The organism is Pseudomonas sp. 05T35 (genome assembly GCF_056396605.1).
Genome location: NZ_JBFTLU010000026.1, coordinates 1 through 26,395, shown reverse-complemented (window position 1 = coordinate 26,395; position 26,395 = coordinate 1). Strand labels below are relative to the sequence as shown.

Sequence of the window (26,395 nt, the reverse complement as noted above, 5' to 3'; positions counted from 1 at the left end):
CGCTATTCCTGTGGGAGCGAGCCTGCTCGCGATGAGGCCGGCAAAAGCGGCGCAAGTCCCGACGCTTTACCGCAGCCCATCGCGAAACTGCCCCGGCGTCATTCCGGTCCAGCGTTTGAAGGCGCGGCTGAAGCTGCTGGTATCGGCGAATCCGAGCAGGTAGCTGATTTCGCTCAGCGAACATTGCGGGTCTCGCAAGTGCAGCAGCGCCAGATTTTCACGACACTCATTGAGCAACGTATCGAACCGGCAGCCTTCGTCCGCCAGGTGCCGTTGCAAGCTGCGCAAACTCAAGTGCAAGGTCTCGGCGATACGTTCGGCGCTGGGTTCGCCTTCCGGCAGCTGTGCTTCGATGGCATCGAGCACCTTGCGCTCCCAGGTCAGCAGGCGCAGTTGCGTCAGTGCGCGCTTGAGTACGGTTTCGTTGTGTTCGGCGAGTTCCGGGTTGGCGTCATCCAGATGGCTTTCGAAGTCTTCGATGGAAAACTCCAGCCGGTCTTCATCAGCCGCAAAGAAGATCGGCGCGCGGAACACCGCGTGCCATTGTTTCGGGTCGGCCGGTTCCGGGCGACGCAGGTACACCGCCAGCGGCGCGTAGTCCCGACCCAGACKGTTGCGACAGGTGCGCACGTAGATCGCGGCGAAGGCGTCGATCGCTTCCCGTGCTGGCGCCGGGCTGCCTTCGGGCACCTTGAGGGTGAAGCAATAACGATCTTCACCACGGGTCAGTTCGAGGTCCAAGGCGTCGCTGATCACCTGGTGATACCGCACGATGCGCTCGAACACCTCACGCAGACTGCCGCTGGCCACCAACGCATAACCCAGCGCGTGGAAGGTGGTCGGACTGACGAATCGCGACACCCGCAAACCAATCGCCGGGTCGCCGCTGACTTCGACCGCCAGTTCCCACAGTCGGGTCGTGGCCGATAACGGATAGCGGGCGTTCGGGTCGTCCATCAGCTGCGGGTCGAGCCCGGCTTGCAGGCACAGCGCGTTGCTGTCGAGGCCGAGGGCGTCGAGTTGCTTGCGCAAAGCGCGGGTCCAGCTGGCGAGGGAGGTGGGTTCAATCATGATGATTGGCGCTTCCGGTCAACAGGTTGGCGTTCACAGCTAACGCCCGAAGCAATCGCACAGGGCAGGATGTGAACATCAATAACTAAAGGATGGAAGCATGTACGGTACTTCTGCAAGTCCTCAACGCCTGAATGCACAACAACGATCTGCACACATTCGTGAAGTGGTGCTCGCCCGCGGTGTCGAACTGCGCAAGCGCTATCCGATTCTCGATCATCAGGACGCCTTGGGCGTGGGCATTCTGGCCTTCGCCCTGGCCGGGATGATCGGCTCGGCGGCGCTCTACATGACCGGACACATGGCCTGGTGGGCGTGTTTGCTGCTGAACGCGTTTTTTGCCTCGCTGACCCATGAGCTGGAACACGACCTGATCCACAGCATGTATTTCCGCAAGCAACGCCTGCCGCACAACCTGATGATGGGCCTGGTCTGGCTGGCGCGGCCAAGCACCATCAACCCGTGGATCCGCCGTCATCTGCACCTCAACCACCACAAGGTGTCCGGCAGCGAAGCCGACATGGAAGAGCGTGCGATCACCAATGGCGAGCCGTGGGGTATCGCGCGTTTGCTGATGGTCGGCGACAACGTAATGTCGGCGTTTATCCGCATGCTGCGGGCCAAGACCTGGGCGCATAAATTCAGCATCATCAAACGCTCTTTGAAAGTTTACGCGCCACTGGCGCTGGTGCACTGGAGCGCGTGGTACCTGTTTCTCGGTTTCCACGCGGCCAACGGCATTGCGTCTTTGCTGGGCTCCTCGGTGGAGTGGTCGGCGACCACGCTGTCGGTGATGCAGGTGATCGATATCGCCGCCGTGGTGATCATCGGCCCGAACGTGCTGCGCACCTTTTGCCTGCACTTCGTCAGCTCGAACATGCACTACTACGGCGACATCGAGCCGGGTAACGTGATCCAGCAGACCCAGGTGCTGAATCCCTGGTGGATGTGGCCGTTGCAGGCGTTCTGCTTCAACTTCGGCAGCAGCCACGGCATCCATCACTTTGTGGTCAAAGAGCCATTTTATATCCGCCAACTGACCGTGCCGGTGGCGCATAAACTGATGGCAATGATTCGAATGGATCCTTCAGTGGTAAATTGAGCCAGAACGGTGTGAATTATGATATCAGTTTTGGGCACTACCACTTCCAGAACAGCACAGGCCAGCCAACCATCATCACGATCGCAGCCCTTAACGATGGCACTGGTTATCAGGCGTGGACACTCTTCTCGCCCGATCATAATTACTCAAAACTCAAGGCTTTTGGTTCTCGCAATAACTTCGACGGTGATGTAGTAGGCTTGGCTGGCGAGTTCGTCAAACAATAAACTTCACGATCAATGCTTCCCGGCTGCCCGCCTGTAAAAAGTGCGGGCGGCTTGTTTGTGTTTTTTGATTTTTAATCAGTCGACGTTTATAGGTTTTGGCTGTTTTAGTCGGCGTGGTTTCCTGGCTTTTATGTTTGATCCTGCCGCTTGGATAGTCGCAACGCTCCTGTTCTCTCTCGAAAAATCATGCGTTCTCCGAGTAGTTTCAGTGCCTGCAAAAGCGTGGCATTCACTGTATTGCTCTGTAGCCCTTTGATTCCAGGGTTAGTAGGAGATACAGACTTTGTTAGTCTGTATTGATCTATGCAAAGCATAAAATATCACTTTCGGAAATAAGCCATTGAAGCAATGATTCATCCATCGAAGCTGTCGTGGGGGGGGCAGGCGCAGGCAGATCGATTCATTGAACCGCAACCTGTCCGTGTTAAACATTTGAGAGTGCCGAGCTGTCGGCGATTACCGCGGGTTAACAGATTTTCGATTTCCGGGGCCGTCTCCTTGGCAGGGTGCGGCCCCTTTTTTTTCTGAAAGCAAAACACAATCCCTGTGGGAGCGAGCCTGCTCGCGATAGCGGAGTGTCAGCGGGCATCAATGTTGACTGGCACGGCCCCATCGCGAGCAGGCTCGCTCCCACAGGAATATCAGTTTTATATTCGATATAGATCTTAATAAATAGCTTCTTATTCCTTAACGAATATAAATCCCCTCCCTATACTCGACCAGGAACAGACACGCACAGGAGAGCTCCCCATGCGCAACGAGTCAATTCGCTACCTGATTGTGCCGGGCTGGCAAGGATCGCCAGAGGATCATTGGCAAAGCCATTGGCAGAACAGCCTGCCGAACAGCGCGCGGGTGGAGCAGGCCGACTGGCTGACGCCGCGTCGCGAGGATTGGGTCGCGGCGCTGGCCGAAGCGATCGATGCCGACAGCACGCCGGTGATCCTGATTGCCCACAGCCTGGGTTGCATCACCGTGGCCCATTGGGCGGCTACTGCGCCGTTGCAGGCGTTGCGTCAGGTTCGCGGGGCCTTGCTGGTGGCGCCTGCCGATGTCGAGCGCCCGGCCTGCGTGCCTGCGTTGCGTAACTTTGCACCGATTCCGACGCACCTGCTGCCGTTCCCGAGCCAGGTGGTGAGTTCCGACAACGATGCCGCTGTCAGCGCTCCACGGGCGCTTGAATTGGCACGAAACTGGGGCGCCGAAGCGGGGATTCTGGCGGGTGCCGGGCACATCAACGTGAAGTCCGGTCACCATCGTTGGGAGCAGGGTTTTGCCTACCTGTATCGCCTGCAAAACCGCATGGAACATCACGCCCTGCGCCGCGCTTGAACCTCTTTATTATTTAAACGCCCCCGTCTCCCGGCGGTTCTGGGCGGGAGTCTGCCATGAGTTTGCATGAGTCTTTCGGTCAGCCCTTGCTGACCTTTCCCGACGCTGAAAAAAGCCCGTTGAGCATTCGCGCCAAGGCACTGGTGTTTGTCGACCCGCGCTCGCGACAGCTGCGCCAGGAGCTGGAGCAACTGGCGCCGCGCTCGATCTCGGTGTTGATTCGCGGTGAAACCGGCAGCGGCAAAGAGCTGCTGGCACGGCACATTCACCGAGCCAGTGATCGCGGCGGTCTGTTCGTATCGGTCAACTGCGGCGCTATCAGTCCAACCTACGCCGATGCCGAGTTGTTCGGTTATACCGGCGGCAGTTTCAGTGGTTCGGCCAGCAGTCGCGCCGGCTGGTTTGGTTCGGCCAATGGCGGCACGTTGTACCTGGATGAAATCGGCGATTTGCCGTTGCCGATTCAGATCAAGCTGCTCGCCGCGCTGGAAAATCACGAAGTCACCCGCGTCGGTGCACAGCAACCGAGCCCGGTGGATGTGCGCCTGGTGGCAGCGACCAGCATCGATCTGGCGCAAGCCGTGGCCGCTGGCAAATTCCATGAGCGGCTCTACCACTACCTCAGCGAAGGTCGGCTCGAATTGCCGGCCTTGCGTGAGCGAGTCGGTGACATTCAGTCATTGGCCGAGTATTTCCTCGGTATCTACAGCCAGCGCCTCGACCTGCCGGTGCCGTTTATCAGCGACGCGGCCCAGCAGGTTCTGGAACGGCACAGCTGGCCGGGCAATACCCGTGAACTGGAGAACGTCATTCACTTTGCCTTGCTGGTGAGCAGTGGCGAGGAAATTCTTCCGGAGCATTTGAATTTGCCCCAGGTGGTTGCGCCATTGGAGTTGATCGAGCGAGAGGCAACGCAGGTGATCACCTCCGGTTCTGCCGGCGAGCGCGCAGCGCTTAAACGTTTGCTCGAAAACTTGACGCAAACCCTGTAGCAGCTGGCGTAGCCTGCGTTCGGCTGCGAAGCAGGCGTAAAACGGTTGAAACCATTTTTGCTGAAGAGTCGCGGTGTCTGGATGACGGCCGCTGCGCGCCCGAGCGCAGGCTACGCCAGCTGCTACAGAGCTCGTGATTGTCACGTGAGAAAAATGGAATATGAAAGTGAATAAAAGATATTGTTCGGGAATAAAAAATCTCGGTATCGTCCGCACCACACCAGCGATAGCCCTTCACTGGCATTTCATTTTTTAGCCGTTGTCGATAACGACAAATAAGGACACTGCATGAAAAAGGTTCTGTTGTTCACCGCATTGGCGGCTGCCCTGACTGCGGGCCTGGCCCAGGCTGGCGAGAAACTGGTGGTTGCCGCAACGCCGGTGCCGCACGCCGAGATCCTCGAGCTGATCAAACCGACCCTCGCCAAAGAAGGCGTGGATCTGGAAATCAAGGTCTTCACCGACTACGTACAACCGAACGTGCAGGTCGATCAGAAGCGTCTGGACGCCAACTACTTCCAGACCCTGCCGTACCTGAAAAGCTTCAACGAAGGCAAAGGCACTCACCTGGTGACCGTGATCGGCGTCCATGTTGAACCGTTCGGCGGCTACTCGAAGAAAGTCAAAACCCTGGCTGAGCTGAAAGACGGCGCAACCATCGCTATCCCGAACGAAGGCAGCAACAGCGGCCGCGCGCTGATCCTGTTGCAGAAAGCCGGCCTGATCGAATTGAAAGATCCGAAAAACGCCCTGGCGACTCCGAAAGACATCGCCAAGAACCCGCACAACTTCAAGTTCAAGGAACTGGAATCGGCGATGCTGCCGCGTGTGCTGGATCAGGTCGACCTGGACATGATCAACACCAACTACGCGCTGGAAGCGGGTTTGAACCCGGCTAAAGACGCACTGGTGATCGAAGGTGCGGATTCGCCCTACGTGAACTTCCTGGTCGCGCGTCCAGACAACAAGGACAGCGTAGCGATGCAGAAGCTGGCCAAGGCCCTGACCAGCCCTGAAGTGAAGGCATTCATCGCCAAGAAGTACAACGGCGCGGTACTGYCGGCGTTCTGATTGAGCGGTAAACCCCTTCGAGGTTTCAACGCCGGCGGCTTTCGATAGCGTCGGCGTTTTTTATTGAGGGAGTCAATTTCAAGAATTGAGTCTGGCCTGAAAATCACCCCTCACTCTAACTAGCCCCGCGTATTCAACGCCCGGCGTAACGCCGTCAGTATTTAAAAGTTTCTTTTTATACCTTTAAAGTCGATCTCTGCCGGGTTGTTATCCACAGCCCAATGGACTGCGCCACCGTCGCTTACCCTGCGGCGTTCAGGATCTTCAATGACGTTCGATTACGCTTTCATCCTCAGCACCCTGCCGGCGTTTCTGCGCGCCGTAGGCGTGACGCTGCAGGTCGGTCTGATCGCCATCGGCACTTCGTTGCTGGTCGCCCTGATCAACGCGACGCTCCTGGTGTTCCGCACGCCGTACTTGCAGCGCCTGGTGGCGTTGTACGTGGAGCTGGCGCGCAACACGCCGCTGCTGATTCAACTGTTCTTCGTCTACTTTGCGTTACCTGCGCTTGGGGTGAAGGTTTCCGGCTTTGCCGCGGCGATCATCACCATGACCTTTCTTGGCGGAGCCTACCTCACCGAAGTGTTGCGGGCCGGCGTTGAAGCGGTGCCTGCGGCGCAACTGGAATCGGGGCGCTCCATCGGCTTGTCTCGCTGGCAATTGCTGCGCTACGTGATCCTGCCGCAAGCGGGGATCCTCAGCCTGCCATCGCTGTTTGCCAACTTCATTTTCCTGCTCAAGGAAACCACCGTGGTCTCGGCGGTGGCGGTGCCGGAGATTCTCTACACCACCAAGAGCTACATCGCGCTGTACTACAAAACCTACGAAATGCTCGCCGTGCTGACGCTGACCTGCGTGTTGCTGTTCTTGCCGTTGTCGCTGCTGCTCAGCCGCCTGGAAAGGAGGCTCCAGCATGGCCAGTTCGGGTCTTGAGTTGCTTTGGGTGTCTTTGCCGCAGTTAGGCAAAGGCGCTGCGCAAACCTTGTCGATTTCGTTTTTGAGTATCGCGATCAGTACCGTGGGCGGAGTGCTCTACGGCGTGCTGTGCAGTCTGAATTCGAAGTGGTTGAACGCGTTGCTGCGAGTCTATCTGGAGCTGTTCCGGGCAATCCCGGTGCTGGTCTGGCTGTATTTGCTGTTCTTCGGTCTGCCGATCTTTTTCGGCCTGAGCTTGCCGAGTTTCTGGTGCGCGGTGCTGGTGCTGTCGTTGTGGGGCGCCAGTGAAGTCGGTGAAGTGGTGCGCGGCGCACTGCATTCCTTGCCCCGTGGCCAGCGTGAAGCGGGGCTGTCGATCGGGCTGTCCGGYCCCCAGCTGTTCGGTTRCGTGTTGCTGCCCCAGGCACTGAAACGCATGACGCCACCGACCATCAACGTCTACACGCGGATCATCAAGACCAGCTCGCTGGCGGTGTTGATCGGCGTGGTCGACGTGATCAAGGTTGGCCAGCAGATCATCGAGCGTACCTACGAGTCGGTGTTGATCTACGGCGCGTTATTCCTGTTTTTCTTCTTTATCTGCTACCCGCTCTCGGCCGCTTCCCGCGTGCTGGAACGGCGCTGGACGCAAGCATGAGCGCATTGATCGAGTTCAAGGGTTTCAACAAGTTCTTCGGTGAGCATCAGGTCCTCAACGGGATCGACTTGAGCGTCGAAACCGGCGAGGTGATCGTCATTCTTGGTCCCAGCGGCTGCGGCAAAAGCACATTGCTGCGTTGCCTCAACGGTCTGGAAGTCGCCCACAGCGGCGAGTTGCGTTTCGCCGGGCGCGAGTTACTGAACAAGACCACCGATTGGCGCGAAGTGCGCCAGCAGATCGGCATGGTGTTCCAGAGTTATCACCTGTTTCCGCACATGAGCGTGCTCGACAATCTCCTGCTCGGCCCGCTCAAGGTGCAAAAACGCCCACCGCGCGAAGCTCGCGAGCAAGCGTTGGCGCTGCTGGAACGGGTCGGCCTGGCGGACAAGCGCGAGGCTTTCCCGCGCCAGCTTTCCGGTGGTCAGCAGCAACGCATCGCCATCATCCGCTCACTGTGCATGAACCCGCAGGTGATGCTGTTCGATGAAGTCACCGCGGCCCTTGACCCGGAGATGGTCAAGGAAGTGCTGGAAGTGATTCAGGGCCTGGCCCGCGACGGCATGACGCTGTTGATCGTGACTCATGAAATGGCCTTCGCCCGTGCGGTGGCCGACCGCATTGTGTTCATGGACGCCGGGCGCATCCTCGAACAAAACCCTCCCGAGATTTTCTTTACGAACCCGCAAACCGCACGAGCGCAGCAGTTCCTGGAGAAGTTCTCCTACGTCGAAGCACTGCCCAAAAAGACTCTTGAAAAGGAATTGGAACTGTCATGAAAACTGCCAAGTCTTCACTGCTGCTACTCCCATTGTTCGGCCTCGCGCTGTTGGCCGGGTGCAATAAATCCGAAGCGCCTGCCAAACCTGCGGCCTCTACTGCCAGCGTGGCGCCGGCGGCCAGCTACCTGGAAAAAATCAAAGCCCGGGACAAGCTGATCGTTGGTGTATTCACCGACAAACCGCCGTTCGGCTTCGTCGATGAAGCCGGACGCTACGTGGGGTTTGACACCGACATCGGCCGTCAATTTGCCAAGGACCTGCTGGGCGACGAGAACAAGGTCGAGTTCGTCGCGGTCGAGCCGGCGAGTCGGATTCCGTTCCTGCAAAGCGACAAGGTCGACCTGATCCTCGCCAACATGACCGTCACCCCGGAGCGCAAGGAAGCGGTGGAATTCACCAACCCGAACCTCAAGGTCGCGGTGCAGGCGCTGGTGCCGCAGGCAAGTTCGGTCAAAAGCCTTGATGACCTGGCCACCCKCACCACTATCGTCACCACCGGCACCACTGCCGATATCTGGCTGACCAGGAACCACCCGGACTGGAAGCTGCTGAAGTTCGAGAAAAACTCCGAGTCGCTGCAAGCCCTGGCCAGCGGTCGCGGCGATGCATACGCGCAAGACAATCTGGTGCTGTTCAGCTGGGCCAAGCAGAACCCGGGCTACCGCGTGCTGACCGAAACCCTGGGGGCCGAGGCCCCGATTGCGCCTGCGGTGAAGAAGGGCAACATCGAGCTGCGTGACTGGGTCAACGCCGAGCTGGCGAAGCTGGGTGAAGACAAATACCTGCTCAAGCTTTACGACCAGTACGTGCGTAAAGAGCTGAGCGATGATACCCAGCCTGAGAGCGTGATTGTCGAAGGCGGGAAGTGGCAGGGGTAATTCCGGGCCTTTGTAGTGATCTTACGGTCGCCATCGCGAGCAGGCTCGCTCCCACAGGGGATCGTCGGTGGGCACTTAGTTTTGTGTTCAGTGCAGATCAGTGTGGGAGCGAGCCTGCTCGCGATGGGGTTTGCCAGTCGCCAATCAATCCGGCCAGTTCCACGCAGGTTCGTCCAGCATCCCCTGGCCGACGATCCCCGTCTGGCCGAAATTTTTCTCCAGCACGATGGCGTTGCATTCGGGGGCTTGCTGCAATGCTGCGATCAAGCGGCTGGCGTGGGACACCACCCACACCTGGCACTGCTCCGAAGCGCGGATGATCAGCCGCGCCAATGCCGGCAGCAGGTCCGGGTGCAGGCTGGTTTCCGGTTCGTTGAGCACCATCAGCGTCGGCGGCCTTGGCGTCAGCAGGGCGGCGATCAGCAGCAAGTAGCGCAAGGTCCCGTCCGACAGCTCGGCGGCGGACAGTGGTCGCAGTAATCCTTCCTGATAAAACTCGATGGCAAACCGCGCGCCTTGCAGCGGCTGGATGTTCAGTCGGGCGCCGGGGAATGCATCGCTGATCGCCGCGTGCAGCGCCTCGGGATCACCGATTTCCATGATGGTTTGCAATGCTGCCGCCAGGTCGCGGCCATCGTGATGCAACACCGGCGTGCGCGTGCCCAGTTGTGGTTGACGAACCGGCGCCTCGGCGTCGCTGCGAAAGTGATCGTAAAAGCGCCAGCGGCGAATGAACTCACGCAACTGCAATACCTCTGGCGAGGCGTGCAGGCTGCCGACCTGATCGAACAGGCTGTCGAATGCCGGTGTGTGCTGGGCCAGCACCTCCCAATCGCGCTCGACCCGCGAGCGAATCACCGCCCCTGCACGATTCACCAGCAGACTCGCCGGGCGGTACAGCGGCCCCGACCAGATGCATTCACGCTTGATTTCCGGGTCCAGGGAAAATTCTGAGCGCGACGGTTCCGGCAGGCCAAGGGCAATTGCGTAACTGAAATCCTCACCGGCAAAGCCCAGCCGCAAGCGCTTGGGCGACCGGCGCACGCTGGCTTCGACTGCCACCTCACCGTTGCGCATGCGCCGGCTGATGTTTTCCGGCCCGGCCCAGAAGGTCGAATCCAGCCCACCCTCGCGCGCGAGTGCGTTGACCACGCCGCCCTGAGCGGTTTCGGCCAATAGCCGCAGAGCGCGGTAGAGGTTGGACTTGCCGCTGCCATTGGGCCCGGTGATGAGATTCAGGCGCCCGAGCGGGATCACCAATTTATTGATCGAGCGGTAATTGGCCACCGCTAGGGTTTTGAGCATCCGGGAGCTCCTGCTGTGTTGCTCGGCAGTGTGCCTTATTGTCGGCAGAACGATGATCCTCAAAAGTGTGCGGTTGTTGCTGTGCAACGCCGGTCCCGGACGGAAGTTCGTCGTTGGCCTGAGTTTCTTTGCCCTGCTGGCTGCGAGGCCTTCGGCAAGGCGCTGCACCAGCGCATAGACGAGCTGAGGGCCGAGCTGCGCCGGAATTCCTTGTCGACCTGAATGGAGCGCGGGAACGATTATGCCTAAGAGGCTTTACGCCAGACACTCGCCAACCAAGGCTGCTGATCACGTGGCAGCCCGGCCGGCCGGTAGTAATGCTCCAGCTCGACAAACCCCGCTGCTGTCAGCAACGTTTGCCACGCCGCCAGGTCGTGATACGCCCCAAAGCGCGGGCCATTCCAGCCTTCGCGGTTATCCCCGCGCGGATTCGAACTGAACAACACACCGCCTGGCTTCAACGCTCCGTGCAACTGCTTCAGCACCCGAGGCAATTCCTGAACAGGAACATGAAACAGCACCGCGTTGGCGAAGATCCCGTCGAAGCGTTCGGTCGGCAGATCGAGCTTCAGAAAGTCTTGCTGCCAGACCTCACAGCCGCTGTCTTCGCGGGCCATCTGGGCGAACCGCTCCGAACCGTCGAGGCCTATGGCGATGTGGCCCATGCGGGTGAAGGTTTGCAGATCGCGGCCCGGGCCACAGCCGAAATCGAGCAGGGTGAACGGTGCCGTGCCCCGAATATGTCGCAACAGTGCGTCGACGTTCTGGCTGACATCGTGGTTGCGTGTGCCTTCACGAAAACTCTCCGCCACCTGATCGTAATGGCCAAGAGTGGTCGCGGTGATCTGTTTGAGGTCGTCGGGGGTGTGTTTCATGGCGGCTGCGCAGGCAAAGGGTGAGTTCGCCGAATATACGCCATGACGAGGATGGCTGCTTCGCCGCCAATCGCGAGCAAGCTCGCTCCCACACTGGGCCGTGTCGACCCCCACAATTTCGTGTTCACCGAGTATCCAATGTGGGAGCGAGCCCGCTCGCGATAGCAGTTCTATTGGCGCCGCATCACTTCAGGCAGACTCAGCGCTTGTTCAACCCCCGCGCCAACCGATCCCCTCCCAACTGAATCACCGCCACCAGAATCACCAGCAACACGATCACCGTCAGCATGATCTGGCTATCAAACCGCTGATACCCGTAGCGGTACGCGATATCCCCCAAACCACCAGCACCAATCGCTCCGGCCATCGCCGAGGAATTGATCATGGTCACCAGCGTGATGGTGAAACCACCGACGATTCCCGGCAGCGCCTCGGGCAACAACACATGCCAGACGATATGCCAGCGTCGGCAACCCATGGCCTGGGCAGCCTCGATCAGTCCGTGGTCGACCTCGCGCAAGCTGACCTCGGCGATGCGCGCAAAGAATGGCGTGGCGGCGATGGTCAGCGGCACCACGGCGGCCCAGACGCCGTAGGTGGTTCCGACGATCAAGCGGGTGAAGGGGATCAGCGCGACCATCAGAATCAGGAACGGGATCGAGCGGAACAGGTTGACGAAGGCCCCCAGCGCACGGTTCAGCGCAGGCGCTTCATAGATSCCGCCYTTGGYGCTGGTGACCAGRATCACCGCCAGCGGAATACCCGCCAACAACGCGATCAACGACGATACGCCGACCATCAGAAACGTGTCGATAACGCCCTGCAACAATCGATCAAACCACATAACCCAGCACCTCCACCTGTTGCGCCCAGTGACGGGCGCGCTGGCGCAACTCTTCGGCGTCCAAGGACGAACCGGTTACTGCCAACAACAATTGACCAAGGGCGTGGCCCTGAATCCGTTCGACGCCACCTTGCAGCAAGCGCACGCGACCGCCGAGCGCACTGAACAGCGCCGCCAGGTCGGGCTCATCAGTGCTGTTGCCGGTGAACTGCAAGCGCAGCACTACCGCGGATTCCGACGAGTGCGGTTGCGCCTGCAAGCGGCTTTGCAGTTCTTCCGGCAAGCCGTGTTGCAGAGGCGCCAGCAGGGTTTTGCTGACCTCGTGCTGCGGGTTGCCAAACACTTCCCAGACCGGTCCTTGCTCGACGATTCGTCCGTGTTCGAGCACCACCACCCGATCACAAATGTCGCGGATTACCGCCATTTCGTGGGTGATCAGAATGATCGTCAGCCCGAGGCGCTGATTGATCTCGCGCAACAGGCCGAGGATCGATTGCGTGGTTTCCGGGTCGAGGGCCGAGGTGGCCTCATCGCAAAGCAGAATCTCCGGGTCGTGCACCAGCGCCCGGGCGATGCCGACACGCTGTTTTTGCCCACCCGAGAGCTGCGCCGGATAGGCCGCGTGTTTGCCTTGCAGGCCGACCAGTTCCAGCAGCTCACGAACTTTCTGTTCACGCTCGGCTTTCGGCACGCCCGCGACCTTGAGCGGCAGCTCGACGTTCTGCCACACGGTTTTGGCCGACATCAGGTTGAAGTGCTGGAAGATCATGCCGATCCGCCGCCGCAGCGCCACCAGACGGTCTTCATCGAACTCGCCGATGTCCACCTGATCGATCAGCACCCGACCGGTACTCGGTTGTTCGAGGCGGTTGATGGTGCGGATCAGCGAGGACTTGCCGGCACCGCTGCGGCCGATGATGCCGAACACTTCACCGTGCTGGATCGCCAGGTCAATGCCATGCAGCGCAGCGACCGGGCCTTGTTGGCCGTTGTAGGTTTTGCCCAGGCCGATAAAGCGTACATGGGCGCGATTGAGCTCGGGGTGCAGTTCGGTCTGTTCAGCGCTGCGAGACGGCGGGATTTGCAGTTGAAGCTGGGCGTTGGCGGCATTCATGGTCAGCCTTCCCAGCCAGCTTGGTAGAGCTTGCCGTGGGCTTTATCCAGCGCGGCGCGAACCACCGGCGAATGCTGGTAGATGTCGACGAACTTGATCAGGCGCGGGTCGGTTTTGCTTTTTGGCTGGATCACGAACTGGATCACGTATTCCTTGTGATCGAGGCCGTCGAACAGCAGCGCCGAGCCGGCATCGAAGGTCTTGGCCAGACGAATGTAGGCCGGGTAGCCCTGCACCAGATCGGCGTCGTCATACGCGCGCACCAGTTGCACGGCTTCAACCTGAAGGATTTTCAGTTTTTTCGGGTTGGCGACGATGTCGTCTTCGGTCGCCTTGTAACCCACCCCCGGTTTGAGGCTGATCAACCCGGCCTTGGCCAGCAGTTGCAAGCCGCGACCGCTGTTGATCGGGTCGTTGGCGATGGCCACGCTGGCGCCCTCGGGAAGCTCGTCGAAGCTTTTGTATTTCTTCGAGTACAGGCCGACGTTGTTGATGATGCCCGGCGCAAACGGCACCAGATCAAACCCGGCAGCGGCCTTGGCGTTTTCCAGAAACGGAATGTGCTGGAAGTAGTTCACATCAATGTCGCCCGAGGCCAGGCTGACGTTCGGTGCGATCCAGTCGCTGAACTCCACCAGCTCGACCTTCAGGCCTTGTTTGCCGGCCTCTTCGACCGCTGCTTCCAATGGGATAGCGAACGCGGCGGTGGTGCCGATTTTCAGCGGTGCGTCGGTGGCAAACGCTACCGAGCTGAAGAGGCCGAGGGCCAGGGCCAGTGCTTTGACTGGGTGTTTTAAGAGCTTCTTGGTCATGATGGTTATTCCAGTCAGTGCATGAAATGTGGGGTGTCTGGTCGGGCCTCATCGCGAGCAGGCTCGCTCCCACGGTTGGAATGCGTTCCCCTGTGGGAGCGAGCCTGCTCGCGATGCTTTTAGCGTCGGAACGCAGAGCCAGTGTGTTGCTTGGGCAAATACGCCTCTGCGTGAAACAGCTTTTCGCGCAAGGTGCCTTCGTCATAAGCGGTCTTGTACGACCCGCGGCGTTGCAGCTCGGGAATCACCAGATCGATGAAATCGACATAGCTTTCCGGGGTGACGATGCGGGTCAGGTTGAAGCCGTCCAGGTCGGTTTCCGTGATCCAGGATTCCAGCTCATCGGCGACCTGTTCAGGCGAACCGACCACGGTGATGTAGCGGCCGCCCAAGGCGTGTTGCTCCAGCAACTTGCGTCGGGTCCAGTCGTTGTTTTGCAGGTTTTTTGTGGCGGACTGGATGGCGTTGCTTTTCACGTACTGGATCGGTTCATCGAGTTCGTATTCGGAAAAGTCGATCCCGGTGGACGCCGAGAAATGCGCCACCCCAGCCTCGGCGCTGGCGTAGCTCAGGTACTCGGCGTGCTTGGCCCAGGCCAGCTCCTCGGTTGCACCGACGATCACGTTCAGCCCCATGAAGACCTTGATGTCCTCGGGGTTGCGCCCGGCAGCGGCGGCGCTGGCGCGGACCTTGTCCACCTGTGCCTTGGTCGAGGCCTTGTTCTGGCCGCTGATGAACACGCACTCGGCGTGTTGCCCGGCGAACACCAGGCCACGATCCGAACTGCCGGCCTGAAACAGCACCGGCGTGCGCTGCGGCGAGGGTTCGCAGAGGTGATAACCCTCGACCTGATAGAACTCGCCGTGGTGCTCGACCTTGTGCACTTTGCCCGGTTGGGCGTAGACCCGTTGCTCGCGGTCGTTGATCACCGCATCGTTTTCCCAGCTGCCTTCCCAGAGTTTGTACAGCACCTGGAGGTACTCATCGGCCTGGTCGTAACGCCGGTCATGCTCGACCTGTTCGCTCAGGCCCATGGCCTTGGCAGCGCTGTCGAGGTAGCCGGTGACGATGTTCCAGCCGACCCGGCCACGGCTCAGGTGATCGAGGGTCGACAGACGCCGGGCGAACAGGTACGGCGGCTCATAGGTCAKGTTGGCGGTCAGGCCGAAGCCGAGGTTCCTGGTTACCGCGGCCATGGCCGACACCAGCAGCAGCGGGTCGTTGACCGGCAACTGGATCGACTCCTTGAGCGTTACATCGACCGAGTGCTGATAGACGTCGYACACCCCGACGATGTCGGCGATGAACAGCCCGTCGAACAAGCCACGCTCCAGCAACTGCGCGAGCTCGGTCCAGTACTCGACGGACTTGTACTGGGTCGAGTTGTCCCGTGGATGAGTCCACAGGCCATGGTTGATGTGCCCGATGCAGTTCATGTTGAAGGCATTGAGCAGGATCTTTTTTTTCTTTGTCAGAGGCGAGGGCATCAAATAGTCCCTCGCAGCGGCGGGTTTTCATCGTTGAGGTAGTAGTTGCCAATCGCGTGGTACTTCCAGCGCACCGGGTCGTGCAGGGTGTGCACGCGGGCGTTGCGCCAGTGACGATCCAGCCCGTGCTCGGCCAGGGTGGCCTGGCTACCGGCCAGTTCGAACAGCGTGCTGCCGGCCGCCAGGGAGATCTCGGTGCTGATGGCACGCGCTTCGGCCACGGCAATCGAGGCCGCCGCGATCGTTTCTGCGTTGGTGTCGGCCTGGGCGCGGTCGAGGAATTCTCCTGCACGTTCCAGCAGTGCTTCCGTCGCGTGCAGGCGAATGCTCAGGTGGCCAAAGCTTTTGATTGTCAGCGGGTCTTCGGTGGCGTTGTCATTGCCCGAGTCGATCCACGGGCGGGTTTTGCTCCGTACGAAATGCAGCGCGTCTTCATACGCGGCGCGAGCGATGCCGGTGTCGATGGCTGCATGGAGAATCTGCGCCAACGGGCCGACCGGGGTTGGACGTTCGAAGGCGCTTTGAAACGGGATCACGTCGTCTGCCGAGACGTAGACGTCTTCGAACACCACCGAACCGCTGCCGGTGGTGCGTTGGCCGAAGCCGCTCCAGTCATCGATGACCGTCAGGCCCTGGCTGTCACGYGGGACGAAGGCCAGTTGCTGGACGCCGTATTCATCGACCACCGTGGTCGGAATCCGTTGTGCGTAAATCGCCCCGGTGGCGTAGAACTTGCGGCCGTTGATGCGAAAACCGTCGCCATCGGGAGTCAGGCTGGTGACCCGGTGATGAGCGGTTTTGGTCCCGAGTTCGGCCARTGCATTGCCGAAGCGCTGACCGGCGAGGACTTCGGCGTACAGGCGTTTTTTCTGCTCGGATGTACCGTTTACGCGCAGCACTTCGAGGGCATAAAAGTGGTTCTGCGGGATCTGCCCCAGCGAACCGTCGGCCTGGGCGATCAGTGCGATGACTTTGGCCAGGGTGACGTTGGAAACCCCCGCACCGCCGTATTCCCTGGGCACGCTGATGCCCCACAGGCCGGAGCGCGAAAAGACTTCCAGTTCGGGGTAGGGCAGGCGTCGTTCACGGTCGCGCAGGGTGCTGTCGCGTTTGAAGTCTTCAGCCAGGTCGCTGGCGATGACAAGGGCTTGTTCATCGCTGGTAATGACCGCGACGGGGTGAGAAAGAGTCATGTGTTTCTCCAGAGATCTGGTCAAAAGTGTTCTGGTCGTTCAGATCCAGGAATGCCGTGCGGGTAAAGTGCCGTTCAGGTGATAAGTGCCCACGGCGTGGTACTTCCAGCGAACCGGATCGTGCAGGGTGTGCACGCGGGCGTTGCGCCAGTGGCGATCGAGGTTGAACTCGGCGAGGGTGGCGCGGCTGCCGGCCAGCTCGAAGAGCTTTTCGCTGGCCAGCAGCGAGATCTCGGTGGTCAGCACCTTGGCCTCGGCGACCGCAATCGAGGCGCGGGCAGCGGACTCGGCGGTGACCGGCGCGGCGCTGACTTGATCGAGCACGTTCCCGGCTTTGCGCAGCAGCGCTTCGGCGGCGTGCAGCTCGATTTTCAGTTTGCCGATGTCGGCAATTACGTAGAGGTCATCGCTGGCGCGTTCGACGTTGGCGTCGATCCACGGCCGTGYGCGTTCGCGAACGAAGCTGATGGCGTCATCGATGGCGCCGCGGGCAATACCGGCGTCGATCGCGGCTTGAATCAGCTGTGACACGGCGCCCTGGATGTTCGGGCTGTCGTTGATCCGCCAGTTTTCCACCACCAGATCGGCATCGACCCGCACATTGTTCAACAGCACGGTGCCGCTGGCCGTGGTGCGTTGGCCGAAGCCCGACCAGTCGTCGACGATGCGCAGCCCCGGAGTACCGCGACGGACGAAGGCGATGACTTGCTTGCCGTCGTCGTTCAGTGCCTTGACCGCGACCCAGTGCGCGAACAGTGCGCCCGTGGAGTAAAACTTCTGGCCATTGATGACGTAGCCATCACCGTCGGCGGTGATGCGGGCCTTGAGTTCCAGGGTGTTTTTGGTGCCGCGTTCGGGGCCTGCGTTACCGATCCGCCAACCGTCGAGCACGCTCTGGAACAGCTGCTCTTTTTGCCGTTCGTTGGCGGTGTGCTGGAGCAGGTTGAGAATGCCGAAGTGGTTCTGCGGGATTTGCCCGAGTGCCGGGTCGGCCGCGGAAATGATCGCGAAGACTTCGGCGATGGTGACGAATGAAACCTCGGGGCCGCCGAACGCTTTGCCAATGGCAATACTGCCCAGGCCACTGCGGGTGAACTGTTCTATTTCCGCCCAGGGCAACTTGCGCTGTTGATCGCGTCGCGCGGCTTGCAAGCGGGCGACCTGAGCGAGTTCACGGGCTGCTTCGAGGGCTTGTGCGTCGTTGCGCAAAACGTGCGCGGGCAACAACAGCGGGGGAATGTCCAGATCACTCTGAACGTTTGCATCTGCCAGATTAGACATCAGCGCCGCTCCTTGGCTGCACGCAATGCCCTGGCGATGTGCACCGGGGTGATTATGTTCCTGACCATACCTACCTCACCTCTCATGGATAAACCGCAGCGTGCGGCGAAATCAAAATCAAGAAAGTCCGGTGGTCCGGTTTATATACCCTAAACGCGTATAAAAAATTAATAAACTAACTTTTAGGAATATGCATAGAAGGGTGTCATCAGCCCCTGTGGTTGTTCGCATGGGCGGATGTAACGCAACCCTGTAGCAGCTGGCGAAGCCTGCGTTCGGCTGCGTAGCAGTCGTAAATCCTGAAATCGCGATTAATCTGAATAAACGTTGTGTCCGATTTTGCGACTGCTGCGCAGCCGAACGCAGGCTGCGCCAGCTGCTACAGGGATCTCATCGATCGCAGGGTTCAGGGGGGCCTTCAGCACTTCCTGGCCGGTACTTTCAGGTAGGGATTGGCGCAGCCGACTTTCAAGGTGCGCGCCGGCGCCCAGCGCGAGTTGTTACCGACGCGGTCGAGGATGCAGTAGGTGACTTCCAGCCGGTTATCTTCACCGGCCTCGAGAATCACTGCCGACGGCACCCAGACGTTGATCGGGTGGCCGACTTCGTCGGGTTTGATCCTCGGCAAGTCCATGCGCACATCGCCCCAGCGCAGGGTGATTTCATCATCGGCCGCCATGTTCAGATAAGGTTCGATGATCAGCGGTACACCACGTTTGATCTGGTTCGGATTGACCCCGTGACGGCGAATCATCTCGGGAATACCCAATGGCTCCAGACGCTGGTTTTCATCTGCGCACAGGGTGTGTGGCTGACCACCCGGGCAGTCGAGTTTGACCTGGACCCGTTTCGTCGCGGACAGCGCCGGGCCTTGCCCGACTTGCATGAGCCGGTAGTGGATACGCGAGCTGCCATTGCGGATGAAACTCTCGGGAACCCGCAGGTTGAGTGGCTGACCGACATCTGCGCGGTTGAGCACCCTTGAGGCCACATAGCAGTTGTCCCAGAACAGTTCGATCAGATCACCTTCGTCCATGCTGGCATAAGGTGGTATTTCGATCAGCAGGTAAGCAGCGGAAGTGATGTTGACGGCAGAGCCGGGCGATTGCGTCAGGCCGGGAGCCGCCAGTTCAACTTTGTTCGACATACAAGTCATGTGTGTTCTCCTTGAAACATTGCAGCGAAGTCCATTTCGGAAGTGTCGAAGGCGTTAGGGTAGTAGGCGATTAACTATATTCAAGTACTGTGAAATACCTGTTAGCGCCTAGATAAGGGAGTGGTCGACGGGGTGTCAATAGACGCAAATTGAGAACGTGGGAATACCAGGCTATTCAGATATTTCCTACCTATAATTAGCGATCGATGGACATGCTGTTCGGCTTTTTCCTGGATGTGCTCGATTTGTGAGCCAGTGTTTCCAGTGTTTTTCGGCGTTGGATCAATCTGAGGGTGTTGGAGGTTACGTGGCGGGAGGATGTTGCAGGAGGTATCTATATACCGCTTTCGACTGGGGTGATTAATTAATTATGGACGTCGGTAGAAGGTGGGTTAGGCGAGTAAAGTCGTGTGGTAAATGTMACTTCCGTCCGTGGAAGTTGACAGTGGTTAATACGTTTCTGAAGGTGATTATCAACTTCAGGAGTTGAGAAACTTATTGAGGAATTGCCGGGTTCGTTCTTCTTTTGGATTGGCAAACAACGCTTTCGCTTCACCTTGTTCGACGATGACGCCCTTGTCGAAAAACACCACCCGGTTCGCCACATCACGAGCAAAACTCATTTCGTGGGTAACGATGACCATGGTGCGTTTTTCTTCGGCCAGACTGCGAATGGCCGCCAGCACTTCGCCGACCAGTTCCGGATCGAGCGCCGAGGTTGGCTCGTCGAAGAGGATCACTTCCGGCTCCATGGCCAGCGCCCGGGCGATTGCCACGCGCTGTTGCTGCCCACCGGACAGTCTGCGCGGATAGGCGTCTTCCTTGCCTGCCAGGCCGACCTTGGCCAGAAGTTTTCGGCCCAGCGCCAACGCTTGATCCTTCGGCATTTTCTTCACCACCAAAGGGCCTTCGATGACGTTTTCCAGAGCCGTACGATGGGGGAACAGATTGAAGTTCTGAAACACGAAGCCGACATGCTGGCGCAACCGGCGCACCAGGCTCTGCTGCTGGTTCAGCGGGCGGCTGCCATCGATCTCGATGTCGCCGACCTTGATCCGGCCGCTGGTGGGTTCTTCAAGAAAGTTCAGGCAACGCAGGAAGGTGGTCTTGCCCGAGCCGCTAGGGCCGATGATCGCCACCACCTCGCCTTCTTCAACCTTTAGATCGATGCCATTGAGCACCACTTGACCCTTGAACTGCTTTGTCAGTTTTTCCACGACAATCATGGGGTCAGGACTCCTGGTCGTGCCGATTGACCCGCTCTTCCAACTGGTTTTGCAGGTGCGAGAGCACCGTTGCAAGCACCCAGTAGATCAGTGCGGCGGCAAGATACATGGTGAAAATTTCGAAGGTGCGGGCGGTGATCAGCTGCGCCTGACGGAACAGTTCCGGTACCTGAATGGTCGCCGCCAGCGCAGTGTCCTTGACCAGCGAAATGAAGCTGTTGCCCAGTGGCGGCAACGCCGTTCGCGCAGCTTGCGGCAGGATGGCCCGGCGCAGGGTTTGCGCGCGGGTCATGCCGATACTGGCAGCGGCTTCCCACTGGCCGCGTTCGATGGAACTGATCGCGGCACGGAGGATTTCGCAGGCGTAGGCGGCCATGTTCAGCGAGAAGCCGATCAAGGCAGCCGGCAGCGGATCGAGTTCGATACCCAATTGCGGCAAGCCGTAATAGATCACGAACAGTTGCACCAGCAACGGCGTGCCGCGAAAGAACGACACGTAGATGCGAGCGATCCAGCTCACCAGCTTGAAGCGCGACAAGCGCATCAAGGCCAGGCTAAACCCCAGCAACAGACCAAAGAACATCCCGCCCAGGCTGAGGATGACCGTGAAATACGCGCCCTTGAGCAAAAAGGGCGCGGAGTCCAGCGCGAGTTGGAAAGCTTCTTCCATTATTGGGTGACGTCAGCGCTGAAGTATTTTTCCGAARGCTTTTTCAGCGTACCGTCGGCACGCAGCTTGTCGATGGCCTTGTTCACCGCAGCCAGCAGCTCAGGCTCGCCTTTGCGCAGGGCAATGCCGGCTTCCTGACGGGAGAACGGTTCGCCGGCGGCGGTGGTGTCCTTGGCCTTCCTGGCGTATTCCAGCGCGGCGAGGCGGTCGATCAGAATGACGTCGGTGCGGCCAACGCGCAGGTCCTGGAACTTGGTCGGATCATCTTCGTAGGTGCGGACTTCAGCGCCTGGCACATTGGCCTTTACCCACTGCTCATAGTTGGTGCCCAGGCCTACGCCGACTTTCTTGCCGGTCAGGTCGGCGGCGGTCTTGATGTTCAGCTCCGCAACCTTCTTCGTCAGCACCAGCGCCTGAATCCCGGAAACGGTGTAAGGCTCGGAGAAGTCATACTTCTTCTTGCGCTCTTCGGAGATCGTCACCTGGTTGATCACTGCGTCCAGACGCTTGGATTCCAGCGCCGCGAGGATGCCGTCCCATTTGGTCGGTTGCAGTTTGACCTTCACGCCCAGCTCTTTGGCCAGGGCTTCGGAGAACTCCACTTCGAAGCCGGCCAGTTTGCCGTTGGCATCGACGAAACTGAACGGTGGATAAGTGCCTTCCAGGCCGACGTTGATCACGCCGGCATCCTTGATTTTTTGCAGCTGCTCACCGGCCACCGCTTGCCCCAACAGGCCAGCACCGAGTACCAGGCCCAGCGAGCCCACCAGCAGATTTCGACGAAATGCGGAAAAATTCATGACAAGCCCCTGTGTTTTTTTAGGAAGACATTTTTTTGGAGAAGCAGGCAAAACCGGGAATTGAACGGCTGCAACATCGTGCCCTAAAAGCAGCGTATGCGTCTCGCGGCAATTGCGCCTGCGGCGGGACTATATGACGAGGCTTTTAGATGTGAAAATAATATAAATTCAGTTTGTTATTCTTTTTTGGAATATAAAGGCTTCGTGTAATTCCTTTGGTGAGGGAGCTTGCTCCCTCACCACAGAAGATCTTTTTCCGGCAGGCTCAAAACGCCGAGTTATAGGCAAACAACGCCGGCGCGCCGCCCGTGTGCAGGAAGATGATCGGGCCGTCATTGAAGCGCTGCCGGCCGATACCGTCGAGCAAACCGGCCATGGCCTTGCCAGTGTAGACCGGGTCGAGCAACAGCCCTTCCTGGCTGGCCAGCAACTTGACGGCCGCCAGGGTGCCGGCGTTCGGCTCGCCGTAACGCGGAGCGAAATACTCGTCCCACAATTGCACCTTGAAACTCGCCGGCAGGTTCACACCCAGCAGTTCGGCAGTGCGCTCGGCCAGGCCCTGGACTTTCGGCCGCTGGTCTTCGTCGCTGCGCGAAACGGTGACGCCGATCACCGGCAAGTCCGGCAGTACTTCGCTCAGCGCCAACGCCAGACCGCTGTGAGTGCCGGCGCTGCCCGAAGCCAACACCACGGCGGCGAACTCCAGGCCGCTGTCCTCGATTTGCCCGGCCAGCTCCAGTCCGGCTCGTACATAGCCCAGCGCGCCCAAGGCGTTGGAGCCGCCAATCGGCACCAGATAAGGTTTTTTGCCGTTACTGCGCAGACGCTCGGCCAGTGCCTGCAACTGTTGGTCGGCGTTATCGAGGTTCTCTACCAACTCGACCTTGGCATCGAACAAGTCCAGCAGCAGGCGATTGCCGTTGCCCAGGTAGTTAGCGTCATCAGTGCCGATCGGATTTTCCAGCAAGGCGATGCAGCCCAGGCCCAGCTTGGCGGCAAGCGCTGCCGTCTGGCGCACGTGGTTGGACTGGATGGCGCCAGCGGTGATCAGCGTATCGGCACCTTGCGCGAGCGCGTCGGCGGCAAGGTATTCGAGTTTGCGCAGCTTGTTGCCACCCATGGCCAACGGTGTCAGGTCGTCACGTTTGACGTAGACATCACGCCCGAGCCAGGCCGACAAGCGTTCGAGTTTTTCCAGAGCGGTAGCATTGGCAAGAAGGTCCAGACGATTAAAACGAGCCAGCTGTTGTTTGATCATGGGGCCGCACGGGTTGTGGGAGATGACTGGACTATAGGCAGGCCGATTTGCTCGGGCAACCGACAATGTCGCTTATGCCAAAAAGTGCTGAGAACAGCACAATTCGTTCTTAATTCCGTTTTGAGCGCATACCGTAAAGTGAATGCCGTTCAGGCGGCCTTACTGTCCGGCCGCCGCACGTGAGGAGTTTTACCGTGAGCCAGCGTTCCAGCCATTGGCAATTACAGACCATCGTCAGCCAACTGCGCACCGCCCGCGACCAGTGGCGTGCGCAGAACGGTCGCATCAGCGGCGAGCAGGGCGGGCGTGAGCTGCCATCGCGCGCGGCGATGGCGGAGATTCTCGAAGCACTGTGTGGAGCGTTGTTCCCGATGCGCCTGGGCCCGGTGGATCTGCGCGAGGAGAGTGAAGACTTCTACGTCGGGCATACGCTGGATGTGGCGCTGAATGCGCTGCTGGCTCAGGCGCGGCTGGAGTTGCGCTACGTCGCACGGCAAAGCGCCCAGGTCGATACCGAAGTCGAGGCGCGGGCGATCAGCCTGATCCAGGATTTCGCCCTGGCCTTGCCAGGTCTGCGCAGCCTGTTGGATTCCGATGTACTGGCGGCGTATCACGGTGACCCGGCAGCACGCAGTGTCGATGAAGTGCTGCTGTGCTATCCGGGGATTCTGGCGGTGATTCACCATCGTCTGGCCCACCATTTGTACCGCGCCGGGCTGCCATTGCTGGCGCGGATCAGTGCGGAAATCGCGCACTCGGCGACCGGCATCGACATTCACCCGGGCGCGCAGATCGGCCGCAGTTTCTTCATCGACCACGGCACGGGCGTGGTGATCGGCGAAACGGCGATCATCGGCGAGCGGGTACGCATCTACCAGGCCGTGACCCTCGGCGCCAAACGCTTCCCGGCCGATGAAGACGGCCAGTTGCAGAAGGGCCATCCGCGCCATCCGATCGTTGAAGACGATGTGGTGATCTATGCCGGCGCGACCATCCTCGGACGGATCACCATCGGCAAGGGCTCGACCATCGGCGGTAACGTCTGGCTGACTCGCAGCGTACCGGCCGGTTGCAACCTGACCCAGGCCAACTTGCAGCATGATGACGGGACGCAGAAGTAAGCCCTGAGGCTTTCACCGCCAGGTCTTCCGCTATCGCGAGCAGGCTCGCTCCCACATTGAATCTGTGTCAGCCCACAAAGTTGTGAACGACACGAACCCTGTGGGAGCGAGCCTGCTCGCGATTGGATTGAGGTGCACGCTTCATGAGTGCATCGTTCACCCCTCCAAGCGGTCAGATCCGCATGAATCCGCCGGTGTTCTACTTCGCGGCGACCTTCATTTTACTGTTCGGCCTGGTGGTCATCGCTTTCCCGCAAGAGTCCGGCGCCTGGTTGCTGGCGGCGCAAAACTGGGCAGCCAATACGGTCGGCTGGTACTACATGCTGGCGATGACCCTGTATCTGGTCTTCGTGGTGGTCACCGCCTTGTCTGGCTACGGCAAGATCAAGCTCGGTGCCGACCACGACGAGCCCGAATTCAGTTACCTGTCCTGGGCCGGCATGCTGTTTGCCGCCGGGATCAGCATCACGCTGTTCTTCTTCTGCGTGTCCGAACCGCTGACGCACATGCTGCAACCGCCGCAGGGTGAGGCCGGCACGGCGGATGCGGCACGCCAGGCGATGCAGGTGCTGTTTCTGCACTGGGGCCTGCACGGTTGGGGCGTGTTCGCGTTTGTCGGCATGGCGCTGGCCTACTTTGCCTATCGGCATAACTTGCCGCTGGCCTTGCGCTCGGCGCTTTATCCGCTGATCGGCAAACGCATCAATGGCCCGATCGGTTATGCGGTGGATGGCTTCGGCATCATTGCCACGGTGTTCGGTCTGGGCGCCGACATGGGCTTCGGCGTGTTGYACCTCAACTCCGGCCTCGACTACTTGTTCGGCATTGCCCACACCCAGTGGATTCAGGTCGGCCTGATCACGCTGATGATGGGCGCGGCGATCATCGTCGCCGTCGCCGGCGTCGATAAAGGCGTACGGGTGATGTCCGACATCAACATGCTGCTGGCCTGCGCGCTGTTGCTGTTCGTGTTGTTCGCTGGCCCTACCCAGCACCTGCTCAACACCCTGATCCAGAACCTTGGCGACTACCTCGGCGCCTTGCCGATGAAGAGTTTCGACCTTTACGCCTACGACAAACCCAGCGACTGGCTGGGCGGCTGGACGGTGTTCTACTGGGCGTGGTGGATCGCGTGGTCGCCGTTCGTGGGCCTGTTCATCGCACGTATTTCCCGTGGCCGGACCATCCGCGAATTCGTCTTCGGCGTGCTGTTGATTCCGCTCGGTTTTACCCTGGCGTGGATGTCGATCTTCGGTAACAGCGCCATCGACCAGGTGCTCAACCACGGCATGAGTGCCCTTGGCCTGTCGGCCATCGAGAACCCGTCGATGACCCTCTACCTGCTGCTGGAAACTTACCCATGGAGCAAAACGGTGATCGCCGTCACGGTGTTCATCAGCTTCGTGTTCTTCGTTACCTCGGCCGACTCCGGCACCGTGGTGCTCTCGACGCTGTCGGCCAAGGGCGGTAACGCCGATGAAGACGGGCCGAAATGGCTGCGGGTGTTCTGGGGCGCGATGACCGCGCTGGTCACCAGTGCATTGTTGTTTGCTGGCAGCATCGACTCGTTGAAGTCAGCGGTGGTACTGACCTCGTTGCCGTTCTCGCTGATTCTGTTGCTGATGATGTGGGGGCTCCACAAGGCGTTCTACCTCGAATCGCAAAAGCAGATCGCCCAGTTGCATTCGCTGGCGCCGGTTTCGGCATCGCGGCGTGGCAAGGGTGGCTGGCGTCAGCGCTTGAGCCAGGCCGTGCACTTCCCGTCGCGTGACGAGGTGTACCGTTTCCTCGACACGACGGTGCGTCCGGCGATTGAGGAAGTGACGGCGGTGTTCGCTGAAAAGGGTTTGAAGGTGGTCACCCAACCGGACCCGGCCAACGACAACGTCAGCCTGGAAATCGGTCATGGCGATCAGCCTCCGTTCATCTACCAGGCGCAAATGCGCGGTTACTTCACGCCGTCCTTCGCCCGTGGCGGGATGGGCTCCAAAGAGCTCAACAACCGTCGCTACTACCGGGCTGAAGTGCACCTGAGCGAAGGCAGTCAGGATTACGATCTGGTGGGCTACACCAAGGAGCAAATCATCAACGACATCCTTGATCAGTACGAGCGGCACATGCAGTTCCTGCATCTGGTGCGCTGACCGAGGCCGGTGCTGCTCAGGCGATGTTCAAGGTCATGAACAGCACCAGAGCGGCCACCGGTACGCTGAACACCATGAAGC

The 26,395-nt window shown here is 59.7% G+C and carries 24 protein-coding genes and 1 pseudogene; 11 read left to right on the top strand and 14 right to left on the bottom strand.

Annotated features, from left to right (window positions below; genetic code table 11):
* Window positions 1-66: 66 nt before the first annotated feature.
* Window positions 67-1,071 carry an AraC family transcriptional regulator gene (locus tag AC1DH9_RS03870; RefSeq protein ID WP_477807820.1) on the bottom strand — a complete coding sequence of 335 codons (1,005 nt, stop codon included), beginning with the start codon at window positions 1,069-1,071 and terminating at the stop codon, window positions 67-69.
* Window positions 1,072-1,171: 100 nt separating this feature from the next.
* Between AC1DH9_RS03870 and AC1DH9_RS03865 the strand changes: the two are divergent.
* The 9 genes and pseudogenes from AC1DH9_RS03865 to AC1DH9_RS03825 form a co-directional block, all read left to right on the top strand.
* Window positions 1,172-2,137, top strand: a pseudogene (locus AC1DH9_RS03865) (fatty acid desaturase); the annotation flags it as partial.
* Window positions 2,138-2,184: 47 nt separating this feature from the next.
* Window positions 2,185-2,400 (top strand): hypothetical protein, encoded by a 216-nt coding sequence (locus tag AC1DH9_RS03860; protein WP_477807819.1) that lies wholly within the window; start codon window positions 2,185-2,187, stop codon window positions 2,398-2,400.
* Between the two features lie 750 nt (window positions 2,401-3,150).
* A complete protein-coding gene (locus AC1DH9_RS03855) occupies window positions 3,151-3,732 on the top strand; it encodes an alpha/beta hydrolase (protein ID WP_103320512.1) in 582 nt (193 codons plus the stop codon).
* Between the two features lie 56 nt (window positions 3,733-3,788).
* Window positions 3,789-4,724, top strand: a complete 936-nt coding sequence (locus tag AC1DH9_RS03850) for a sigma 54-interacting transcriptional regulator (RefSeq protein WP_427543444.1) — start codon at window positions 3,789-3,791, stop codon at window positions 4,722-4,724.
* 288 nt (window positions 4,725-5,012) lie between these two features.
* Complete coding sequence (locus AC1DH9_RS03845) at window positions 5,013-5,795, top strand: MetQ/NlpA family ABC transporter substrate-binding protein (RefSeq protein WP_477807818.1); 783 nt, start codon at window positions 5,013-5,015, stop codon at window positions 5,793-5,795.
* A gap of 267 nt (window positions 5,796-6,062) precedes the next feature.
* Window positions 6,063-6,728 carry an amino acid ABC transporter permease gene (locus AC1DH9_RS03840; protein WP_427543438.1) on the top strand — a complete coding sequence of 222 codons (666 nt, stop codon included), beginning with the start codon at window positions 6,063-6,065 and terminating at the stop codon, window positions 6,726-6,728.
* Window positions 6,709-7,368 carry an amino acid ABC transporter permease gene (locus AC1DH9_RS03835; RefSeq protein WP_477807817.1) on the top strand — a complete coding sequence of 220 codons (660 nt, stop codon included), beginning with the start codon at window positions 6,709-6,711 and terminating at the stop codon, window positions 7,366-7,368. The genes AC1DH9_RS03840 and AC1DH9_RS03835 overlap by 20 nt, the downstream gene beginning before the upstream one ends.
* Window positions 7,365-8,147, top strand: coding sequence for an amino acid ABC transporter ATP-binding protein (locus AC1DH9_RS03830; protein ID WP_427543435.1), 783 nt, complete (start codon window positions 7,365-7,367; stop codon window positions 8,145-8,147). Before AC1DH9_RS03835 ends, AC1DH9_RS03830 begins: the two co-directional genes overlap by 4 nt.
* A complete protein-coding gene (locus tag AC1DH9_RS03825; RefSeq protein WP_477807816.1) occupies window positions 8,144-9,028 on the top strand; it encodes a transporter substrate-binding domain-containing protein in 885 nt (294 codons plus the stop codon). Before AC1DH9_RS03830 ends, AC1DH9_RS03825 begins: the two co-directional genes overlap by 4 nt.
* 144 nt (window positions 9,029-9,172) lie before the next feature.
* Here the strand turns inward: AC1DH9_RS03825 and AC1DH9_RS03820 are convergent, their stop codons facing one another.
* The 13 genes from AC1DH9_RS03820 to AC1DH9_RS03760 form a co-directional block, all read right to left on the bottom strand.
* A complete protein-coding gene (locus tag AC1DH9_RS03820) occupies window positions 9,173-10,333 on the bottom strand; it encodes an AAA family ATPase (RefSeq protein WP_427543429.1) in 1,161 nt (386 codons plus the stop codon).
* 245 nt (window positions 10,334-10,578) lie between these two features.
* On the bottom strand, window positions 10,579-11,208 hold the full coding sequence (locus AC1DH9_RS03815; RefSeq protein WP_427543426.1) for a class I SAM-dependent methyltransferase: 630 nt from the start codon (window positions 11,206-11,208) through the stop codon (window positions 10,579-10,581).
* A 199-nt stretch (window positions 11,209-11,407) separates the two neighbouring features.
* Window positions 11,408-12,052 (bottom strand): methionine ABC transporter permease, encoded by a 645-nt coding sequence (locus AC1DH9_RS03810; RefSeq protein WP_477807815.1) that lies wholly within the window; start codon window positions 12,050-12,052, stop codon window positions 11,408-11,410.
* Window positions 12,042-13,166, bottom strand: coding sequence for a methionine ABC transporter ATP-binding protein (locus tag AC1DH9_RS03805; RefSeq protein WP_477806068.1), 1,125 nt, complete (start codon window positions 13,164-13,166; stop codon window positions 12,042-12,044). Before AC1DH9_RS03805 ends, AC1DH9_RS03810 begins: the two co-directional genes overlap by 11 nt.
* A gap of 2 nt (window positions 13,167-13,168) precedes the next feature.
* On the bottom strand, window positions 13,169-13,978 hold the full coding sequence (locus AC1DH9_RS03800; RefSeq protein WP_427543420.1) for a MetQ/NlpA family ABC transporter substrate-binding protein: 810 nt from the start codon (window positions 13,976-13,978) through the stop codon (window positions 13,169-13,171).
* Window positions 13,979-14,097: 119 nt separating this feature from the next.
* On the bottom strand, window positions 14,098-15,465 hold the full coding sequence (locus tag AC1DH9_RS03795; RefSeq protein ID WP_477807814.1) for an LLM class flavin-dependent oxidoreductase: 1,368 nt from the start codon (window positions 15,463-15,465) through the stop codon (window positions 14,098-14,100).
* A complete protein-coding gene (locus tag AC1DH9_RS03790) occupies window positions 15,465-16,658 on the bottom strand; it encodes an SfnB family sulfur acquisition oxidoreductase (protein ID WP_427543414.1) in 1,194 nt (397 codons plus the stop codon). The genes AC1DH9_RS03795 and AC1DH9_RS03790 overlap by 1 nt, the downstream gene beginning before the upstream one ends.
* A 39-nt stretch (window positions 16,659-16,697) precedes the next feature.
* Window positions 16,698-17,939 carry an SfnB family sulfur acquisition oxidoreductase gene (locus AC1DH9_RS03785; protein ID WP_477807813.1) on the bottom strand — a complete coding sequence of 414 codons (1,242 nt, stop codon included), beginning with the start codon at window positions 17,937-17,939 and terminating at the stop codon, window positions 16,698-16,700.
* A 418-nt stretch (window positions 17,940-18,357) separates the two neighbouring features.
* Window positions 18,358-19,095 carry a hypothetical protein gene (locus AC1DH9_RS03780; protein ID WP_427543408.1) on the bottom strand — a complete coding sequence of 246 codons (738 nt, stop codon included), beginning with the start codon at window positions 19,093-19,095 and terminating at the stop codon, window positions 18,358-18,360.
* 479 nt (window positions 19,096-19,574) lie between these two features.
* Window positions 19,575-20,321 carry an L-cystine ABC transporter ATP-binding protein TcyN gene (tcyN, locus tag AC1DH9_RS03775; protein ID WP_019691207.1) on the bottom strand — a complete coding sequence of 249 codons (747 nt, stop codon included), beginning with the start codon at window positions 20,319-20,321 and terminating at the stop codon, window positions 19,575-19,577.
* A gap of 4 nt (window positions 20,322-20,325) precedes the next feature.
* Window positions 20,326-20,991 carry a cystine ABC transporter permease gene (gene tcyL, locus AC1DH9_RS03770; protein ID WP_054595082.1) on the bottom strand — a complete coding sequence of 222 codons (666 nt, stop codon included), beginning with the start codon at window positions 20,989-20,991 and terminating at the stop codon, window positions 20,326-20,328.
* Complete coding sequence (gene tcyJ / locus AC1DH9_RS03765; RefSeq protein ID WP_477807812.1) at window positions 20,991-21,791, bottom strand: cystine ABC transporter substrate-binding protein; 801 nt, start codon at window positions 21,789-21,791, stop codon at window positions 20,991-20,993. Before tcyJ ends, tcyL begins: the two co-directional genes overlap by 1 nt.
* A 265-nt stretch (window positions 21,792-22,056) precedes the next feature.
* Window positions 22,057-23,049: a D-cysteine desulfhydrase gene (locus AC1DH9_RS03760; protein WP_427543401.1), complete on the bottom strand. Its 993-nt coding sequence runs from the start codon at window positions 23,047-23,049 to the stop codon at window positions 22,057-22,059.
* A gap of 194 nt (window positions 23,050-23,243) precedes the next feature.
* Here AC1DH9_RS03760 and epsC point away from each other — a divergent pair, with 194 nt between their 5' ends.
* Together epsC and betT are read left to right on the top strand one after the other, a co-directional pair.
* Window positions 23,244-24,170: a serine O-acetyltransferase EpsC gene (gene epsC / locus AC1DH9_RS03755; protein ID WP_054595085.1), complete on the top strand. Its 927-nt coding sequence runs from the start codon at window positions 23,244-23,246 to the stop codon at window positions 24,168-24,170.
* A gap of 182 nt (window positions 24,171-24,352) precedes the next feature.
* Complete coding sequence (gene betT, locus AC1DH9_RS03750; protein ID WP_477807821.1) at window positions 24,353-26,314, top strand: choline transporter BetT; 1,962 nt, start codon at window positions 24,353-24,355, stop codon at window positions 26,312-26,314.
* Window positions 26,315-26,395: the final 81 nt, after the last annotated feature.

Coding starts and splice junctions, on each gene's coding strand:
- AC1DH9_RS03855 (WP_103320512.1), top strand. CDS start 3,151: ATGCGCAACGAGTCAATTCGCTACCTGATTGTGCCGGGCTGGCAAGGA.
- AC1DH9_RS03850 (WP_427543444.1), top strand. CDS start 3,789: ATGAGTTTGCATGAGTCTTTCGGTCAGCCCTTGCTGACCTTTCCCGAC.
- AC1DH9_RS03840 (WP_427543438.1), top strand. CDS start 6,063: ATGACGTTCGATTACGCTTTCATCCTCAGCACCCTGCCGGCGTTTCTG.
- AC1DH9_RS03830 (WP_427543435.1), top strand. CDS start 7,365: ATGAGCGCATTGATCGAGTTCAAGGGTTTCAACAAGTTCTTCGGTGAG.
- AC1DH9_RS03820 (WP_427543429.1), bottom strand. CDS start 10,333: ATGCTCAAAACCCTAGCGGTGGCCAATTACCGCTCGATCAATAAATTG.
- AC1DH9_RS03815 (WP_427543426.1), bottom strand. CDS start 11,208: ATGAAACACACCCCCGACGACCTCAAACAGATCACCGCGACCACTCTT.
- AC1DH9_RS03805 (WP_477806068.1), bottom strand. CDS start 13,166: ATGAATGCCGCCAACGCCCAGCTTCAACTGCAAATCCCGCCGTCTCGC.
- AC1DH9_RS03800 (WP_427543420.1), bottom strand. CDS start 13,978: ATGACCAAGAAGCTCTTAAAACACCCAGTCAAAGCACTGGCCCTGGCC.
- AC1DH9_RS03780 (WP_427543408.1), bottom strand. CDS start 19,095: ATGACTTGTATGTCGAACAAAGTTGAACTGGCGGCTCCCGGCCTGACG.
- tcyN (WP_019691207.1), bottom strand. CDS start 20,321: ATGATTGTCGTGGAAAAACTGACAAAGCAGTTCAAGGGTCAAGTGGTG.
- tcyL (WP_054595082.1), bottom strand. CDS start 20,991: ATGGAAGAAGCTTTCCAACTCGCGCTGGACTCCGCGCCCTTTTTGCTC.
- AC1DH9_RS03760 (WP_427543401.1), bottom strand. CDS start 23,049: ATGATCAAACAACAGCTGGCTCGTTTTAATCGTCTGGACCTTCTTGCC.